Below are 17,606 nucleotides of genomic sequence, written 5' to 3' on the forward strand. Positions count from 1 at the left end.
GTCAGACCCCCGCAGCTGCCAGCTCGGCGGCCCGCTCGGCCGCGCCGTCCATGGTGTCGACCCGCTGCACGAGCGGGTTCCCGGCGCCGTCGAGGATCGCCCGACCGGCCTCCGCGTTGTTGCCGTCGAGCCGGACGACGAGCGGCTTGGTGACCTTCTCGCCGCGCTCCTCCAGCAGGGCCAGCGCCTGGATGATGCCGTTGGCGACCTCGTCGCAGGCGGTGATGCCGCCGAAGACGTTGACGAAGACGCTGCGCACCGACGGGTCGGAGAGCACGATCTCCAGGCCGTTGGCCATCACCGCGGCGCTCGCGCCACCGCCGATGTCGAGGAAGTTGGCCGGCTTGACGTTGCCGTGCCGCTCGCCCGCGTAGGCCACCACGTCGAGGGTGGACATGACCAGGCCCGCGCCGTTGCCGATGATGCCGACCTCGCCGTCGAGCTTGACGTAGTTGAGGTCCTTCTCCTTGGCAGCCTGCTCCAGCGGGTCCACCGCGGCCTGGTCGACCAGGGCCTCGTGGTCCGGGTGCCGGAAGCCGGCGTTCTCGTCCAGCGTGATCTTGGCGTCGAGCAGCAGCAGCGTGCCGTCGCCCGTGGTGGCCAGCGGGTTCACCTCGACCAGGGTGGCGTCCTCGGCGACGAACGCCTTCCACAGCCCCACCGCGACCGCGACGACCTGGTCGGCGACCTCGGCCGGGAAACCGGCCTGGTCGACGATTTCCCGTGCCTTCGCCTCGTCCACGCCCTCGACCGCGTCGATCGGGGCCTTGACCACCTTGTCGGGGGTGTCGGCGGCGACCTGCTCGATGTCCATGCCGCCGGCCACGCTGGCGATGCAGAGGAAGGTGCGGTTCGCCCGGTCGAGCAGGTAGGAGAAGTAGTACTCCTCGGCCACGTCCGCGGTCACCGTGATCATGACCTTGTGGACGGTGTGGCCCTTGATGTCCATGCCGAGGATGTCGGTGGCCCTGGCCACCGTCTCGTCGGCGCCCTCGGCCAGCTTGACGCCGCCGGCCTTGCCACGGCCACCGACCTTCACCTGCGCCTTGACGACCACCCGGCCGCCGAGGCGTTCGGCGATCGCGCGTGCCTCCTGCGGGGTCGTCGCGACGCCGCCGGCGAGCACGGGCAAGCCGTGCCGCTCGAACAGGTCCCGCCCCTGGTACTCGTACAGGTCCACGATTGCGCGTCCCGTCCCGTCTCCGCGGCGCGCCGTCGCGCCGCCGCCAGCCTTGTGGAAACTCCGTTGACGCCTGCCATCAGTTGAAACAGGCCATTGGCCGCAGCCTAGCGAGGTGGGCACCGGCGGCAACCGAGCGGGTGCGCGGTGTGCGGTAATGCACAGCGCGCCGTCGGCGACTCGCCGGTGACACAAGTTGGTCCACAGGTTGTCCCGCGCAACGCGTAACCCCACCGTACGGGCCTCGTTGAGTCTGATGTCGGAGCGCTGAACAGCGCGAAGACGGGAGCGGCCGATGCCCTGTCGGTCGAGGGGTGGCGGCGGGGCATCGTGCATAGAAGGGCCGGGCGTGTGAGGGGTGCGTCCGGCCCTTCACCCTGCCCGGATTCGGCTGACCTGCCGCCGGGGACGTACGGGCCCGGGCGATGAGCGAGCTGCCCGCCCTCGTGACGGATGACACCACCGCCCGGTCCCGGATGACCCACCGTCGGTAGTTCGGATGACCGCACCGTCGGGGTCGGGCACGACGAAACGGCGGCGTCCCGGGATCGGCACACCGCCGTCGGCACACGTTCGGGTGCGGCGCACCCGGGGCCGTCAGCCGACCGGCTGGGCCACGTTGGCCCGGACCCACTCCACGATCGACTGGGTGGTCGCGCCCGGCGTGAAGATCTTCTTGACGCCGAGCTCCACCAGCTCGGGGAGGTCGGCGTCGGGGATGATGCCGCCGCCGAAGACCACGATGTCCCGCGCGTCCCGCGCGGCGAGCAGCTCCAGCACCCGACGGAAGAGCGTCATGTGCGCGCCGGAGAGCACCGACAGGCCGACCGCGTCGGCGTCCTCCTGGATGGCGGTCTCGACGATCTGCTCCGGGGTCTGGTGCAGGCCGGTGTAGATGACCTCCATGCCCGCGTCACGCAGCGCACGCGCCACCACCTTCGCGCCCCGGTCGTGGCCGTCGAGGCCCGGCTTCGCGACGACTACCCGGATACGAGAGTTCATCAGCGCACACCCTTCACGGCTCCGCGGCTACCAGCTGAACGAACGGTAACCCGGCCGACCAGGGGTGGAGAACCCGGGCCGGACCCCTACCGTGCCGACCGGCCACCCGGAAGCCGGACGCCTCCGCCGAACGGTCACGGTGCGCGACGAACGGGCAGGAAGGGGGACAGCCGTCCGGCGTCCCGAGCTATGACAATGATGGACGGAAAGGGACAGAACGAATCGCCGGTTCGGCGCTTGCGCTTGTGACCGGAGCGGTGGGGGGCTAACGTGTCCACGGTTGTCATCAGGTCCACGGACGGGTGATGACGCGATCTCCGACCGTTCGATCAGCTGCACCGAACGGTCGGAGGTGGCATCGGATCCCCGACAACGGAGGGTGTGCGTGCGCCAGCGCCTGTCGTCTGAGCCCGATAGATATCGCGGCCGTCGCCGTGTACCCACCCCCCCGCGGAGCCGCTACGCGGCGGTCGTCACCACCGCGTTCGTCGGCGCCGGGATCGTCGCGCTCGGCGCGGGTGCGATGCCGGACGCCAAGAGCGTCAGCCCGTCGGTACTCGACGAGCTTCGGCAGGCCTCGATCACCAGCCAGGACGCCGCCGCGCGAGCCGACGCCGCCGACCGGGCCACCCGGGACAACGCCCGGGACACCTCGGCGGGCGTCGACGAGCAGGACCCGTGGCTGCTGCCCATGCAGGGCTACGACTTCAACTCCCCGTACGGCGTGCGCTGGGGCAAGCTGCACACCGGCATCGACCTGGTCGCGCCGGAGGGCACCCCCTACGTGGCCATCCACTCCGGCACGGTCACCAAGGCCGGCTGGTTCGGCGGCTACGGCTACGCGGTGATCGTCCAGCACACCGACGGCAGCGAGGCCATCTACGGCCACTCCTCCGCGGTGAGCGTGCACGAGGGCCAGCAGGTGAAGGCGGGCGACCAGCTCGGCCTGGTCGGCAACACCGGCCACTCGTACGGCGCGCACCTGCACCTGGAGGTCCATGTCAAGGGCCAGCCCCTCGACCCGGTGCCGTGGCTGCAGGAGCGCGGAGTGGACATCAAGCTACAGGTCGAGGCGTACTACACCGAGAAAGCCGCCTCCTGACGCTGGGTAACGCCTGCTGACCGCCCGGATCTGCGGATCCGGGCGGTTTCGTGTGTGGGCAAGTCCGCTACGTCACACTCCGGAATGTGACCGACGGCACTGCCGGTCGGGTTCCGCCAACGGGTCAGACGACACCCGCGCGGGACATAGCCGGGCAGCTCTCCCGGAGACCCCGGGCTACCCGCCGGTACCGGCACCCGCCCCGGCGCGCTTCGACACCCAGGATGGTCCGGTCCGCATCCCCTGAGTGTGTGAAGGTCCGCCGTGCAGGAAGACAACGACCGCCGGGACGACAGCACCCCCCGGAACGACAGCACCACCCGTACCAGCCGCAACGCGCGGATCTCCGCCGCCGTGACCCGGCACCGGCGGCGGCACCCACGCGGCGCACGCGCCCTCGCCGTCGGCGCTGTCGCGCTGGTCGGCCTCGGCCTGGCCGGAGCCGCCACGATCGCCCTCGACCGGGACGACGCCCCCGAGCCGGCCGCCGTCGCGCTCGACGCCCGGGCCCGCGCCGAGGCAGCCGACCGCGCCGACCGGTCCGCCCGGGAGTCGACCGCCCCGACCAGCCCCACCGCCGTGCCCACCGCCACCAGTGCCAGCCCCACCCCGACGGTCGCGCCGACGAAGAAGGCTGCGGCCACGCCGAAGGTCACCGTGAAGCCGAAGGCCGTCGCCAAGAAGACGACCAGTCCCAAGCCGAAGCCGAAGCCGTCCTGGGTGATCCCCATGGCGGGGGCCGAGATCACCTCCTGCTACGGGCAGCGAGGGGGCGCCCTGCACGCCGGCATCGACTTCGCCCTGCCGGCCGGCACCCCGATCCACGCCGCCGCGGCCGGCACCGTGGTCAAGGCCGGCGATGTCGGTGACGGCTACGGCACCTCGGTCTTCATCGACCACGGCAACGGCTACCTGACCCACTACGCCCACCAGAGCAGCCTGAAGGTCTCCGAGGGCGACCGGGTCGGCGTCGGCCAGGTGATCGGCTACGAGGGCTCCACCGGCGACTCCACCGGCCCTCATCTGCACTTCGAGGTGCACCAGGGGCAGATGTGGAACCAGATCGACCCGGCGCCGTTCCTGCGGGCCCGGGGCATCGACGTGGCCTGCTGAGCCGCGGCGGCGAAGGGCCCGGCCCGGCACCACGCCGGACCGGGCCCTTCGCCGCCGGTCAGAGCTTGTCGAGCGGGGCGTGCCGCAGCACCAGCCACATGGTCTGGTCGCCGAAGTCGATCTGCGCGCGGGCGCTCGGCCCGTGCCCCTCCACCGCGAGCACCCGACCCAACCCGTACCGCTGGTGGTTGACCCGGTCGCCGGCCGACACCTTCGGCCCCTGGGGCAGCTCGCTGGCGGTGGCCAACCGGCTGGCGTCCACCCCGAGCCGCTTCGCCAGCTCCGCCGCCTTCGGCGTACCCCCGGTGAAACCGCCGCGCCCGCCGGGCACGCGGTCCGCGCGACCCCCGACGCCACCGCCGCCGCCGGCCCACGAGGTGTACGTCCCCTCGGTGCGCTCCCAGCGGACCAGCTCCGGCGGCAGCTCCTCCAGGAACCGCGACGGCGGGTTGTAGGACGGCTGCCCCCAGGCCGAACGGGTCACCGCCCGGGACAGGTAGAGCCGTTGCCGGGCCCGGGTGATGCCCACGTAGGCCAGCCGGCGCTCCTCCTCCAGCTCACGGGTGTCGCCGAGTGAGCGGAGGTGGGGGAAGACGCCGTCCTCCAGGCCGGTCAGGAAGACCACCGGGAACTCCAGGCCCTTGGCGGTGTGCAGGGTCATCAGGGTGACCACACCCTGGTGGTCCGGGTCGTCGGAGGGGATCTGGTCGGCGTCGGCGACCAGCGCCACCTGCTCCAGGAAGCCGGCCAGGGTGGCCCGCTCGCCGTCCTCGCCCAGCGCCTCGATCCGCTCGGTGTACTCCCGGGCGACGCTGACCAGCTCCTGGAGGTTGTCGACCCGGCCGGCGTCCTGCGGGTCGAGGCTCTCCTCCAACTCGGTCAGATAGCCCGACCGGGTCAGCAGCGCCTCCAGCACCTCCTCCGGGGTGCCCTCCTCGGCCAGTTCGCGGGCGCCGTCGAGCAGCGCGACGAACTCACCGATGGAGTTGGCGGCCCGGGTGGAGATGCCCGGCGCGTCCCTGGCCCGGCGCAACGCCGCCCCGAAGGAGATCCGGTCCCGGCTGGAGAGCGCCTCGACGCACGCCTCGGCGCGGTCGCCGATGCCCCGGCGCGGGGTGTTCAGCACCCGGCGGAGGCTGACCGTGTCGTCGTCGTTGACCACCGCGCGCAGGTAGGCCAGCGCGTCGCGGACCTCCTTGCGCTCGTAGAAGCGCACCCCGCCGACCACCTTGTAGGGCAGGCCGACCCGGATGAACACCTCCTCGAACACCCGGGACTGGGCGTTGGTGCGGTAGAAGACGGCGACGTCGGCGGGGCGGATCTCCCCCGCGTCGACCAGCCGGTCGACCTCCCGGCCCACCCAGTCGGCCTCGGCGTGTTCGGTGTCGGCGACGTAGCCGACGATCTGCTCGCCCGCCCCGGCGTCGCTCCACAGCCGCTTCGGCTTGCGGGAGGTGTTCCGGTCGATCACCGCGTTGGCCGCGTTGAGGATGGTCTGGGTGGAGCGGTAGTTCTGCTCCAGCAGGATCGTCCGGGCGTCGGTGAAGTCCCGCTCGAACTCCAGGATGTTGCGGATCGTCGCACCCCGGAACGCGTAGATCGACTGGTCGGCGTCGCCGACCACGCACAGCTCGGCCGGCGCGATCCCCTCGGTGCCGGCGACCAGCTCCTTGATCAGGGTGTACTGCGCGTGGTTGGTGTCCTGGTACTCGTCGACCAGGACGTGCCGGAACCGCCGACGGTAGCTCTCCGCGACGTGCGGGTGCGACTGGAGCAGGTGCACCGTCGTCATGATCAGATCGTCGAAGTCCAGCGCGTGCGCCTCCCGCAGCCGCCGCTGGTAGAGCGTGTACGCCTCGGCCAGGGCCCGCTCGTTGGGCCCCTTCGCCCCGGCGGCGAAGGTCTCCGGGTCGGTCAGCTCGTTCTTCAGGTTGGACACCTGGGCGGCCAGCCCCCGGGCCGGGTAGCGCTTCGGGTCGAGATCCAGCTCCCGGGCGACCAACTGCATCAGCCGGCGGGAGTCGTCGGCGTCATAGATGGAGAAGGTCGACTTCAGGCCGGTGTGCTCGTGCTCCGCCCGCAGGATGCGGACGCAGGCGGAGTGGAACGTCGACACCCACATCAGCCGGGCACGCGGCCCGACCAGGTGGGCCACCCGCTCCTTCATCTCACCGGCGGCCTTGTTGGTGAAGGTGATCGCGATGATCTCGCCGGGGTGGACGTCCCGCGCGGCGAGCAGATAGGCGATCCGGTGGGTGAGCACCCGGGTCTTGCCGGAACCGGCCCCGGCCACGATCAGCAGCGGTGAGCCCGAGTGGGTGACGGCGTCCCGCTGAGGGCTGTTCAGGCCCTCCACCAGGGCCTGCGGGTCCAGGCGGTGGGCGGGGCCGGGCCGGCGTGGGGAAACCGACGCGGGCTCGGGCGCGGGCGGGGACGCGGGGATGTCGAAGAGAGGATGCATCGCACGGCGAGTCTATGCCGACGGCCGGACACTTCCCGCCCGCGCACGCCCGGCGGGGCGGCGAGCACCCACCACCGCCACTCGGCGTCCCGTCCCCGTCACCGGGCGGCGCGGCTGGCGTCGGCCGGGCGGCGCGGGGAACGTCCCGGGCCCGGATGCGGCGGGGCCGGGACTGAGACGAACCTGTCACGGTGGCCCCACTGGCATCTTCGTCCCCAAGGCGCGACGATGACCCGGGAAATCCCCGCCTGCTCCCCCGTAGACAACCTGGGAGAACAACCATGAGTCAACCGCGCTCGCGCGGTCGGGCCGTGCTGCGTCACCTCGCCGCGCCGGCTCTCGCCCTGGCCGTCGTGGCCAGCCTGCCCATCACCGGCCGCACCACCACGCCGCCGGCCGACGCCACCCCCGGGGCCGGCCTCGCCCCGGTCGCCGTCTCGTACGCCACCAAGACGGGCGGCGAGGTCAAGGGCCAGTTCCTGAGCTACAACGACTTCCACGGCGCGATCGACCCGCCCGGCGGCAGCGGCGCCACCGTCAACGGCACCCCGGCGGGCGGGGTCGAATACCTGGCCACCTGGCTGAAGAAGCTGCGTGCCGAGGCGAGGACCGAGGGTCGGGTCACCACCACGGTCGGCGCCGGCGACCTGATCGGGGCCACCCCGCTGGTCAGTGCCGCCTTCCACGACGAGCCCACCATCGAGCTGATGAACCAGATCGGCCTGGACGTCAGCTCGGTCGGCAACCACGAGTTCGACGAGGGCGTCAAGGAGCTGCTCCGGATCAACAAGGGCGGCTGCCACCCGGTCGACGGCTGCCAGGACGGCGACGGTTTCGCCGGCGCGAAGTTCACCTACCTCGCCGCCAACACCATCAACAAGAAGACCAAGCTGCCGATCCTGCCTCCGGTCGACGTGAAGTTCGTCGGCGGCGTGCCGGTCGGCTTCGTCGGGGTCACCCTGGAGGGCACCCCGGGCATCGTCAACCCCGCCGGCATCAAGGACGTCACCTTCGCCGACGAGGTGCAGACCGCCAACAAGTGGGGCGGCGTGCTCAAGCTCTTCGGTGTCAAGGCGATGGTCCTGCTGGTGCACGAGGGTGGCGCGCAGTCCGCGCCGCCGGCCACCCCGGGCGTCTCCGACTGCGCCAACTTCTCCGGCCCGATCGTCGACATCGTCAAGGGCCTGCGGCCGGAGTTCGGCGTCGTGGTCTCCGGGCACACCCACCGCTTCTACTCCTGCTCGCTGCCGAACTCCTCGGGCAAGCCGAGCGTGGTCACCAGCGCCGGCAACAACGGCCAACTGGTCACCGACATCGACTACTCGTTGGACCGCCGCTCCGGCCGGTTCACCGGCATCACCGCGAAGAACGTGATCGTGGAGAACGGCGTGCGCAACGCCGACGGCAGCTGGCAGCAGACCGGTGGGGTGTTCGCCAAGAACCCGGCGCTGGTCGACGCGGGTGCGAAGGCGCTGGCCGACAAGTACCGCACCGCCGTCGCCCCGATCGCCAACCGGGTGGTCGGCAAGATCAGCGCGGACATCGTCCGGGACGCCCGGCCCAACGGGGAGAGCCCGATGGGTGACGTGATCGCCGACGCGCAGCTGGCGTACACGAAGGGCGACGGGGCGCAGCTCGCGCTGATGAACCCGGGCGGCGTCCGGGCCTCCCTGTCGTACGCGGCGTCGACCGGTGGTGAGGCGCCGGGCGAGGTGACCTACGGCGAGGCGTTCACGGTGCAGCCGTTCAACAACCTGGTGGTCACCCAGACGTTCACCGGCGCACAGCTCAAGAACGTGCTGGAGCAGCAGTTCGTCGGCTTCAACGGGCAGACCACCCAGCGCATCCTCCAGCCGTCCGCCGGGCTGACCTACTCGTACGACAGCACCGCGGCGGCCGGTTCGCGGGTCAGCGCGCTGGCCCTGAACGGCACCCCGATCGATCCGGCGGCCAGCTACCGGGTCACCACGAACGACTTCCTCGCCAACGGCGGGGACGGGTTCACCGAGCTGGCGGGCGGCGCCGGCCGGACCACGGCCCCCGGCTTCGACGTGGACGCCCTGGTGGCGTACCTGGGTGCCGGGGAGGCCGTCGCTCCCACGGCGGCGGACCGCATCACCCGCCTCGGCTGACCGGCGGGCGGGGCTCCCGGGTCGGCGCGGACGTGCCGACCGGAAGGGGCCCCGCCCGACCCGGTGGCCAGGGACTGCTTGCGCGGACCGGCTTCCGGTCGGCATACTCGACGACGTGATCGAGCGGCGGTCCTACTTTTACTACGGCACCGGGAGTCCGGCAGCCGTGGGTCGCGCCTGATCGACAGGACCTACGAAAGCCCCGGGCTCGGAGAGCCCGGGGCTTTTTCGTCCCGGGATCCGAACACCGGGCCCGAGACCCGAGGGGTACGACGATGATGACTGACGTGGTGGAGTCCAGCGGTGGCCCCGCGCGGCACGACGAGCCGGCCGAGGCCGATCCCACGGCGGCCGACCCGACCGGTGCCGCTGCCGCCCGTACCGGCACCGGTGACACGGCGGCGGCCGAGCGGATCGTGGCGATCAGGGAACGGATCGACGAGATCGACCGTACGCTGATCGCGCTCTGGCAGGAACGCGCCGCGCTCTCGCAGGAGGTCGGGGTGACCCGGATGGCTTCCGGGGGCACCCGGCTGGTGCTCTCCCGGGAGCGGGAGATCCTGGAACGCTTCCGCAGCGAACTGGGGGCCGACGGCACCCAACTGGCGCTGCTGCTGCTGCGGGCCGGGCGCGGACCGCTGTAACGGCGAACCGCCCGGTACGGGCCGCTTGTAACGGCGAACCGCCCGGTACGGGCCGCTGTAACGGCGAACCGCCGGGTGCGGGCGTGGAGATGACGGACCACGGGCCGGGCAACGACGAACCGCCTGCCGCCGTCGGGTGACGGTGGCAGGCGGCCCGGGTGTGGCTCACGCCTCGTGCGTCGCGACGATCTCCCGCTTCTCGGCGAAGTGGCAGGCGCTCGGGTGGTCCGAGCCCGACCGGATCTCCAGCAGCGGCGGCTGCTCGGCGCAGACGTCCTGCGCCTTCCAGCACCGGGTGCGGAACCGGCAGCCCGACGGCGGGCTGATCGGCGACGGCACGTCACCGGTGAGCCGGATGATCGCCTTGTTGTCGCGCAGCGTCGGGTCCGGCACCGGCACCGCCGACAGCAGCGCCTGAGTGTACGGGTGGGTCGGCCGCTCGTAGATCTCGTCCTCGGTGCCGATCTCCACGATCTTGCCGAGGTACATCACCGCGACCCGGTCGGAGAGGTGCCGCACCACCGACAGGTCGTGGGCGATGAAGACGTACGACAGGCCCAGCTCGTTCTGGAGCTTCTCCAGCAGGTTCATCACCTGCGCCTGGATCGAGACGTCCAGGGCGGAGACCGGCTCGTCACAGACGATCACCTCGGGACGCAGGGCGAGCGCCCGGGCGATGCCGATGCGCTGCCGCTGGCCGCCGGAGAACTGGTGCGGGTACCGGTTGATGTGCTCCGGGTTGAGGCCCACCAGGTCGAGCAGTTCCTTGACCTTGTCCCGGCGGCTGCCCTTCGGCGCCACCTCCGGGTGGATCTCGAACGGCTCACCGATCAGGTCACCGACCGTCATCCTCGGGTTGAGCGAGGTGTACGGGTCCTGCATCACCAGCTGGATCTGCCGGCGCAGCCGACGCAGCGCACCGCCGGAGAGCTTGGAGATGTCCTGGCCCTTGTAGTGCACGGTGCCGGCGGTCGGCTTCTCCAGGTTCATCAGGACCCGGCTCAGCGTCGACTTGCCGCAGCCCGACTCGCCGACCACACCGAGCGTCTCGCCGGCCCTCAGGTCGAACGAGACGCCGTCGACGGCCTTGACCTGACCGATGGTCTTCTTGAACACGACGCCCCGGGTGACCGGGTAGTGCTTGACCAGGTCACGGACTTCGATGATGTGCTCAGTCACGGTTCACCAGCTCCTCGGCGAAGTGGCAGGCGCTGGCCCGACCGGTGCCGATCTGCAGCAGCGGGGGGATCGTCTCCCGGCACACCGGCTGCGCCATCGGGCAACGCGGGTTGAACGGGCAGCCCGGGGGGATGTTCATCAGGTTCGGCGGGAGACCCTTGATCGTGCGGAGCTGCTGCCCTCTCTCGTCCAGCCGGGGAATCGAGTTGAGCAGGCCGAGGGTGTACGGGTGCGCCGGCTTGGCGTACAGGTCGTAGACGTCGGCTTCCTCGACGATCCGGCCGGCGTACATGACCGCGATCCGGTCCGCGACGTCGGCGACCACGCCGAGGTCGTGGGTGATCAGGATCATGCCCATCCGGCGCTCCCGCTGGAGTTCGCCGAGCAGGTCCATGATCTGGGCCTGCACGGTCACGTCCAGCGCGGTGGTCGGCTCGTCCGCGATCAGCACCTCGGGGTCCAACGCCAGCGACATCGCGATCATCGCGCGCTGCCGCATGCCGCCGGAGAACTGGTGCGGGTAGTTGCTGAACCGGCCCTTGGCGTTCGGGATCTTGACCTGGTCGAGCATCTCGATCGCGCGCTTCTTGGCGTCCGAGCGGCTCATCCCACGCCGGATCCGGAACTGCTCGGCGATCTGGAACCCGACGGTGAAGACCGGGTTCAGCGCGGAGAGCGAGTCCTGGAAGATCATCGCGATGCCCTCGCCGCGGATGCGGCGGCGCTCCTCGGCGGACATGGTGAGCATGTCCTTGCCGTGGAAGCGGACCCGGCCCCCGGTGACGAAGCCGGGGGGCATGTCCAGGATGCCCATGATGGTCTGCGCGGTGACGCTCTTGCCGGAGCCGGACTCGCCGAGCACGGCGAGGGTCTCCCCCGCGTCGACGTGGTATGTCACTCCGTTGATGACCTTGGCGACGCCGTCCCGGGTGCGGAACTCCACCCGCAGGTCGTCGACCTCGAGCAGCCGACCGGAGGGGCGGCCGGATCCGTCGGCGCCGGGCGCGGACTGCTCGGACACGAGAATGTCGGACAACTCAGTCTCCCCTATCGGAGCTTCGGGTCGAGGGCCTCGCGGACCGCCTCGCCGAGCATGACGAAGCTCAGCACGGCGGTGACGAGGAACGCGGAGGGGAAGAAGAGCAGGTACGGCGAGGGCCGTAGGTAGTTCTGCGCCTCGTTGATCATGATGCCCCAGGAGACCACCGGACTCTTCAGGCCGATCCCCAGGAAGGACAGGGTGGCCTCCGCGCCGATGAAGGAACCGATCATGATCGTCCCGTAGACCAGCAGCGGCGCCAGGCAGTTCGGCAGCAGGTGCTTGAAGATGATCCGAGTGGTGCTCGCACCCATCGCCCGGGCGGCCACGATGTAGTCGGCCTCCTTGGTGGCCAGCACCGAGGACCGCATCAGCCGCATCACGACCGGCCAGCTCAGCACCACCAGCGACGCGATGACCAGACCCATGATCTGCCACGCCGTGTTGTTCGAGGTGGCGCCGTTGAACGTGGTCAGGATGACGATCGCGCCGAGCACGAACGGCAGGCCGAAGAAGATGTCGGCGATCCGGGAGAGCAGGCCGTCGACCCAACCACCCTTGTAGCCGGCGATGATGCCCATCGTCCCGCCGATCAGCATCGTGCCGATCACGGAGAGCAACGACACGACGATCGAGGCGCGGGCGCCGTAGATGGTCCGGGCGTAGACGTCCCGCCCGAGCACGTCGTAGCCGAACCACGCATCGCCGGAGGGCTCGACCCGGCTGCGGGAGAGCGAGGTGGCGGTCGGGTCGCCGGAGGTGAACAGCGACGGGAAGGCGGCCATCACCACGAAGAGCAGAATGAACGTGGCGGAGATCCAGAACAGCGGCTTGCGCCGCAGGTCGAGCCAGGCGTCGCCGAGCAGGCTGCGCGGCTTCTCCTTCTTGCCGACGGGTCCGGCGGTGGCCGGAGAGCTTGCCTCGGTCAACTGCTCGGGACGGGGCGTGCTCACGATCGAAGCGGCACTCGGGTCGCTCATGCCTGCACCTCGCTGCGCTCGGCGCCGGCCTGGTTGCCCGCGCGCACTGCAATGACGATTCGTTCGCTGCTGTGCTCACTCATAGCGGATCCTCGGGTCCAGCGCGGCGTAGAGCAGGTCCACCACCAGGTTCATCAGCAGGTAGACGAGCACCAGGACGACGACGATGGAGACAACGGTAGCGCTCTCCTTGGTGACGATCGCCCGCAGCACGGTGCGGCCGACGCCGTTGATGCCGAAGATGCCCTCGGTGATGATCGCGCCGCCCATCAGGGCACCGAGGTCGGTGCCGAGCAGGGTGACCACCGGGATCAGCGAGTTGCGCAGCAGGTGGATGCCGACCACCCGGCGCATCGGCAACCCCTTGGCGATCGCGGTACGCACGTAGTCGGCGCGACGGTTCTCGGCGATGCTGGTCCGCGACACCCGGGCGATGTACGCCATCGACGCGCTGCCCAGCACGAAGCCGGGGAGGATCAACTCGGTGAGCCGCATCTCGTTGGAGACGGTCGGCGTGACGATGCCCCACTTGACGCCGAAGAACCACTGGAGCACGAAACCGACCACGAAGACCGGCAGCGCGATCAGGAAGAGCGTGGAGACCAGGACCAGGTTGTCCAGGAAACCGTTGCGGCGCAGGCCGGTGAGGACGCCGGCGGTGAGACCGATGACCGCCTCGATGACCAGGGCCATCGCGGCCAGCTTGAGGGTGTTCGGGTAGGCGGTGGCGATGATGTCGCCCACCTCACGGCCCGACCAGGTGGTACCGAAGTCCCCTTGCAGGAGGTTCTTCATGTAGGTGGCGTACTGCACGAACCAGGGCTGATCCAGCTGGAACTTCTCGGTCATCATGGCCCGGTAGTTTTCGGGGCAGCCACGGTCACCGCACTTGCCGGCGAACGGGTCCCCGGGGACCTTCCACACCAGCAGGTAGATCATCAGCGTCGTCCCGATGAAGACCGGTACGAGTTGGAGCAGCCGTCTCACCAGATAACGGCCCATGGGGTGGTCCTCCTGACAAGGGGCGTGCCGGGCGGGGTGCCGCCGACACGGGTGGCGAGAACGTGGCGAGGGGTGTGGTGCACCCGCTCGCGGAACGGCCCCGGGTCGGGCTCACCGGTAGGCGAGCCCGACCCGGGGTCAGACCGAACGGATCAGAGCTCGACGGAGGTGATGTCGAGCTCGCCGACGTTGGACAGCTCCATCTTCTTGATCTTCACCGAGTGGCCGGACTGCTGGCCACCGAAGTAGATCGGCATCGTCGGAACGTCCTGGTCGATCTTCTCGACCGCCTTGGCGAACAGCTCGTGCGAGGCCTCCAGGCTCGGGGCGGAGCTGGCCTGCTTGGCCAGGGCGTCCACCTCGGGGTTGCTGTAGAGACCGTCGTTCGAGGAGCCACCGGTCACGTAGAGCGGGTTGATCCAGTTCTCCACGTCCGGGTAGTCCTGCTGCCAACCGGCCCGGTAGGCGCCGTCCATCTTGTGGGCGTTGATGTTCTGCCGGAAGACCGCGAAGGTCGGCACACCGACGGCGACCGCGTCGATGCCCAGGGTGTTCTTGACCTGCCCCGCGACGGCCTCCATCCAGTCCTTGTGGCTGGCGTCGGCGTTGTAGTACATCTTCAGCTGACCGGTAAAGCCACCGGCCTCGGCCAGGAGCTGCTTGGCCTCGTCCGGCTTGAACTGGCAGGCGGTGCAGTTGCCCGGCTTGGCGCCCGGGGTCAGCGGGTTGGCCCAGCTGTCGGCCGGCTTGCGGTTACCGAAGAAGATCTTGTCGGTGATCTCCTGCCGGTTGACCGACAGCGAGATCGCCTTACGCAGCTTCGGGTTCTGGAAGCGCTTGTCGTAGATCGGGAACGCGATGATGCCGGTGGACGGCGTGGTGGACGAGATCGCCCGGTCGCCCAGGTCGTTCTTCCAGTTGTCACCGGCCAGCGAGGAGACCGGCACCTGCTGCTGGAAGTCCAGGTTGTTGGAGACCAGGTCGTTGTAGGCCGCCGTGTCGTCCTGGTAGATCTTGACGTTGACGTCCTTGATCTTCATCTTGTCGCGCAGGTTGTAGTCGTCGAACCGCGTCAGCTTGATCGCGACGTTGTTCTCCCACGAGACGAAGCTGACCGGGCCGTTGCCGATCGGCTTCTTGCCGAATGCCTCGGCGCCCTGCGAGAAGAAGGCGTCCGGCAGCGGCATGAAGGTGCTGTAGCCGAGCTTGGTCGGGAACACGGCGGTCGGCGCGGCGAGCGTGACCTCGAAGTTCCAGTCGTCGACGACCTTGAGGCCGGACATCTCCTTGGCCTTGGGCTCGGGCGCCTTCTTCGGGCCGTCACCGTCCGGGTCGGAGGTGTTGACGTCGGCGAAGCCGTCGATGTCGGCGAAGAAGCTGGCGTTCTGCGCGCCGTTCGGCGAGTACGCGCCCCAGTTCCAGGCGTCCACGAAGTTCTTGGCCTTGACGACGGTGCCGTCGTGGAACTTCGTGTTCTGCTTGATCTTGATCTTGTAGACCTTGGAGTCGCTCGTCTCGATCGACTCGGCCAGCGCGTTCTGCGGCGCACCACCGTTGTTCGGGTACTCGACCAGGCCGGTCCAGAGCCAGTCGATGATCTTGCCGCCACCGGTCTCGGTGGTGTTCGCCGGAACCAGGGGGTTCTCCGGCTCGGTGCCGTCGACGACGATGGCACCGTCCGAGCTGTTGGCGCTGGTGCCGCCTTCGTCGTCGTTACCGCTGGAGCAGCCGGACGCGATGAGCGCGAACGCCGCACCCATCGCGATGGCGCCGCTCGCCCGCTTCGAGACTCTCATTCCGAGGGGCCTCCTCTTTCTAACCTGGTTCCGTCGTGGGTTTCACGCACGTTGGGGGGTGACACCGCACGGCGATCATGTGTTGCAGATCACCGGTTACCGCAGAGAAATCGGGACACCCCAGGGGTACCGATCCGCCGGGCCACCACACTCCCGCACTCGGCTCCCGGGCAGGCTCGACGACCACGATCCGTGCCGGAGGCAGCGGTGACGTGGTCGGCCGGGACACACGGGTGCCTCACGTCAGGGGTGAGGTGCTGCCACTGTGACACCCACCGGCCCATTACGTGAAGGTGCCGTTATCAAGCCGTTAGTTGCCCGCCATGTTGCCGATACTTGAGAAAAGATCATGAGATGCCCTGGTCATACCGCTCTGAGCAGGAAAGACAGCAAGTCCGCTCCACCGGGAGGTGACCGCCGCGTCAGCAGTGTGAGCTTTCCCGCCGCCCGCTCGACGTGCGTCCACGTCCACCGTGCGTCACCCGTTTCTGCCCGACCGGATGAGGTCGACTTCCGCCAGCCGGAGCAAAGTCCCAGCCAGGCGGCCGAAGACAGCCAGTTCGCATGTCCGAATCCGAGCGGACACCGACCGGTGTTCCGGCCCGCCGACGGCCCCTCAAAGGCCGGAACACCGGGCCACCCGGGCGGCACCGGGCGTCGATCGGCCCGGGCGGGCGATCCGGAAAGGGGCCGGCCCCGGCACCATCGGGTGCCGGGGCCGGAGGTATCCGTGCCTCAGACGGTGAAGCGGACCTTGCGGCGACGGACCACCAGCACGGCCACCGCACCGAAGGCGAGCAGCGCCATCCCGGCCAGGGCGGCCATCGCGATCGGCGAACCGGTCAACGGCAGCCCGCCGCCGCTGCTGGCCGGCGAGGTCGACGGGGCCGGGCTGGCCGGCGGCGACGAGGACTCGGCCGGGGCGGACGGCGACGGCGACGCGGCCGAGGGCGACGGGGAAGGCGACGGCGACCCGGACGGGGTGGACGACGACGGCGACGGTGAGGCGGGGGCGGCCGCGAAGCTCGCCGCCGCGTCGGCGGTCACCGAGGTGCCGGTGCTCCCACCCAGGATCAGCTTCTGCTTGGCGTTCTTGCCGCCGGAGAAGAGGAAGACCCGCCCGAAGGAGACCGAGTCCGGGGCGGCGACGGTCACGGTCACCCGGCCGGCGGCGGTGGCGGTCAGCCAGAACCGGCCGCCGTTGGTGGTGGTGCCGACCGGACGGCCCTCGGCGTCGACCGCGGTCCCGCCCTCGACCTTCAGCGTGATCTCCCCGGCCGGCCCGTGCACGGTGAACGGCCCAGCCCGACCACCGGTGGTCGCGGTGGCCGACGCCGGGTCGAGGCTCAGCTCCGCCTTCGGCTCCGGCTGGTCGGTGGCGTTGCGCACCAGGTAGTCGTGGACCCGCCGGATCACGTCGTACTCGGCGGCGGCGGTCAGCCCGCGCTCCCAGTCGCCCAGGCTGATGCCGTCGCTGAAGTGCCAGACGGCAGTCTGGGTGCCGAAGTAGAGCAGCGCGTCACGCCGGGAGTCCGGCAGCCCGCCGGGCAGGGTGGCCCCGGCAGCGGCGAGCAGCTTCGTCCGGTCGGCGTTGGGGTAGCCGTGGGTGAGCACCCACTGCACCCGGCCGAGGTTCTTCACCTCCGACTGGCTCCAGGTGCCCTCGGCGTACTCGCCGTCGCGGGCCACCGGGGTGTGGAAGTCGATGCAGAAGACCGGCACGGTGCCGTCCTTCAGCTCCAGGGCCAACGCCGAGGTCTTCTGCGCCCGGCCGTTGAGCTTCAACGTGACGGCGGTGCCCGGCACCGCGCGGGCCACACCCTTCGTGGCCGGTTCCGCGGCGGCCGGCCCGGCTGCGGCGAGCACCAGCGCGCCACCGGTGACGAGCGCCGCGGCGAGCCCCGCCCAGCGTCGTCCTCGTTTTCCGAACATCAGTTCCGTGCACCTCTCCCCAGGGGTGGGCCCGCTCCCGGCGG

13 protein-coding genes are annotated in these 17,606 nt (G+C 70.3%); 4 read left to right on the forward strand and 9 right to left on the reverse strand.

The genetic code is table 11. The features are described from left to right. Position 1: 1 nt before the first annotated feature. Both sucC and icmB read right to left on the reverse strand, forming a co-directional pair. The gene (gene sucC, locus GA0070216_RS08285) at positions 2 to 1,180 is read right to left on the reverse strand and encodes an ADP-forming succinate--CoA ligase subunit beta (protein WP_091241696.1); all 1,179 of its coding nucleotides are present in this window, start codon (positions 1,178 to 1,180) and stop codon (positions 2 to 4) included. 597 nt (positions 1,181 to 1,777) lie between these two features. Continuing rightward, the gene (gene icmB / locus GA0070216_RS08290; RefSeq protein WP_091241700.1) at positions 1,778 to 2,182 is read right to left on the reverse strand and encodes a coenzyme B12-dependent isobutyryl CoA mutase small subunit; all 405 of its coding nucleotides are present in this window, start codon (positions 2,180 to 2,182) and stop codon (positions 1,778 to 1,780) included. Positions 2,183 to 2,567: 385 nt separating this feature from the next. Here icmB and GA0070216_RS08295 point away from each other — a divergent pair, with 385 nt between their 5' ends. Continuing rightward, complete coding sequence (locus GA0070216_RS08295; RefSeq protein ID WP_091241703.1) at positions 2,568 to 3,284, forward strand: M23 family metallopeptidase; 717 nt, start codon at positions 2,568 to 2,570, stop codon at positions 3,282 to 3,284. A 264-nt stretch (positions 3,285 to 3,548) separates the two neighbouring features. Then, complete coding sequence (locus GA0070216_RS08300) at positions 3,549 to 4,397, forward strand: M23 family metallopeptidase (RefSeq protein WP_091241706.1); 849 nt, start codon at positions 3,549 to 3,551, stop codon at positions 4,395 to 4,397. Between the two features lie 58 nt (positions 4,398 to 4,455). Here GA0070216_RS08300 and pcrA read toward each other — a convergent pair whose 3' ends face one another. Beyond that, a complete protein-coding gene (gene pcrA / locus GA0070216_RS08305; RefSeq protein ID WP_091241709.1) occupies positions 4,456 to 6,858 on the reverse strand; it encodes a DNA helicase PcrA in 2,403 nt (800 codons plus the stop codon). Between the two features lie 281 nt (positions 6,859 to 7,139). On the opposite strand from pcrA, the gene GA0070216_RS08310 reads away from it, so the two are divergent. Then, complete coding sequence (locus tag GA0070216_RS08310; protein ID WP_091241712.1) at positions 7,140 to 8,990, forward strand: bifunctional metallophosphatase/5'-nucleotidase; 1,851 nt, start codon at positions 7,140 to 7,142, stop codon at positions 8,988 to 8,990. A 275-nt stretch (positions 8,991 to 9,265) separates the two neighbouring features. Further along, on the forward strand, positions 9,266 to 9,634 hold the full coding sequence (locus GA0070216_RS08315; protein ID WP_091241716.1) for a chorismate mutase: 369 nt from the start codon (positions 9,266 to 9,268) through the stop codon (positions 9,632 to 9,634). A 165-nt stretch (positions 9,635 to 9,799) separates the two neighbouring features. On the opposite strand, the gene GA0070216_RS08320 is transcribed toward GA0070216_RS08315, so the two are convergent. From GA0070216_RS08320 to GA0070216_RS08345, 6 genes are all read right to left on the reverse strand, one after another. After that, a complete protein-coding gene (locus tag GA0070216_RS08320; protein ID WP_091241720.1) occupies positions 9,800 to 10,813 on the reverse strand; it encodes an ABC transporter ATP-binding protein in 1,014 nt (337 codons plus the stop codon). Further along, positions 10,806 to 11,834 carry an ABC transporter ATP-binding protein gene (locus GA0070216_RS08325; protein ID WP_091241723.1) on the reverse strand — a complete coding sequence of 343 codons (1,029 nt, stop codon included), beginning with the start codon at positions 11,832 to 11,834 and terminating at the stop codon, positions 10,806 to 10,808. Before GA0070216_RS08325 ends, GA0070216_RS08320 begins: the two co-directional genes overlap by 8 nt. Positions 11,835 to 11,860: 26 nt before the next feature. Then, positions 11,861 to 12,832, reverse strand: a complete 972-nt coding sequence (locus GA0070216_RS08330) for an ABC transporter permease (RefSeq protein ID WP_091241727.1) — start codon at positions 12,830 to 12,832, stop codon at positions 11,861 to 11,863. 75 nt (positions 12,833 to 12,907) lie between these two features. Beyond that, entirely contained in the window at positions 12,908 to 13,834 is a 927-nt protein-coding gene (locus GA0070216_RS08335) for an ABC transporter permease (RefSeq protein WP_091241731.1), read from the reverse strand. Between the two features lie 152 nt (positions 13,835 to 13,986). Next, on the reverse strand, positions 13,987 to 15,630 hold the full coding sequence (locus GA0070216_RS08340) for a peptide ABC transporter substrate-binding protein (protein WP_091241734.1): 1,644 nt from the start codon (positions 15,628 to 15,630) through the stop codon (positions 13,987 to 13,989). Positions 15,631 to 16,365: 735 nt separating this feature from the next. Continuing rightward, positions 16,366 to 17,562: a thioester domain-containing protein gene (locus GA0070216_RS08345; RefSeq protein WP_091241738.1), complete on the reverse strand. Its 1,197-nt coding sequence runs from the start codon at positions 17,560 to 17,562 to the stop codon at positions 16,366 to 16,368. Positions 17,563 to 17,606 lie beyond the last annotated feature (44 nt).

The sequence above is a fragment of the Micromonospora matsumotoense genome, assembly GCF_900091525.1.
GTDB lineage: Bacteria > Actinomycetota > Actinomycetes > Mycobacteriales > Micromonosporaceae > Micromonospora > Micromonospora matsumotoensis.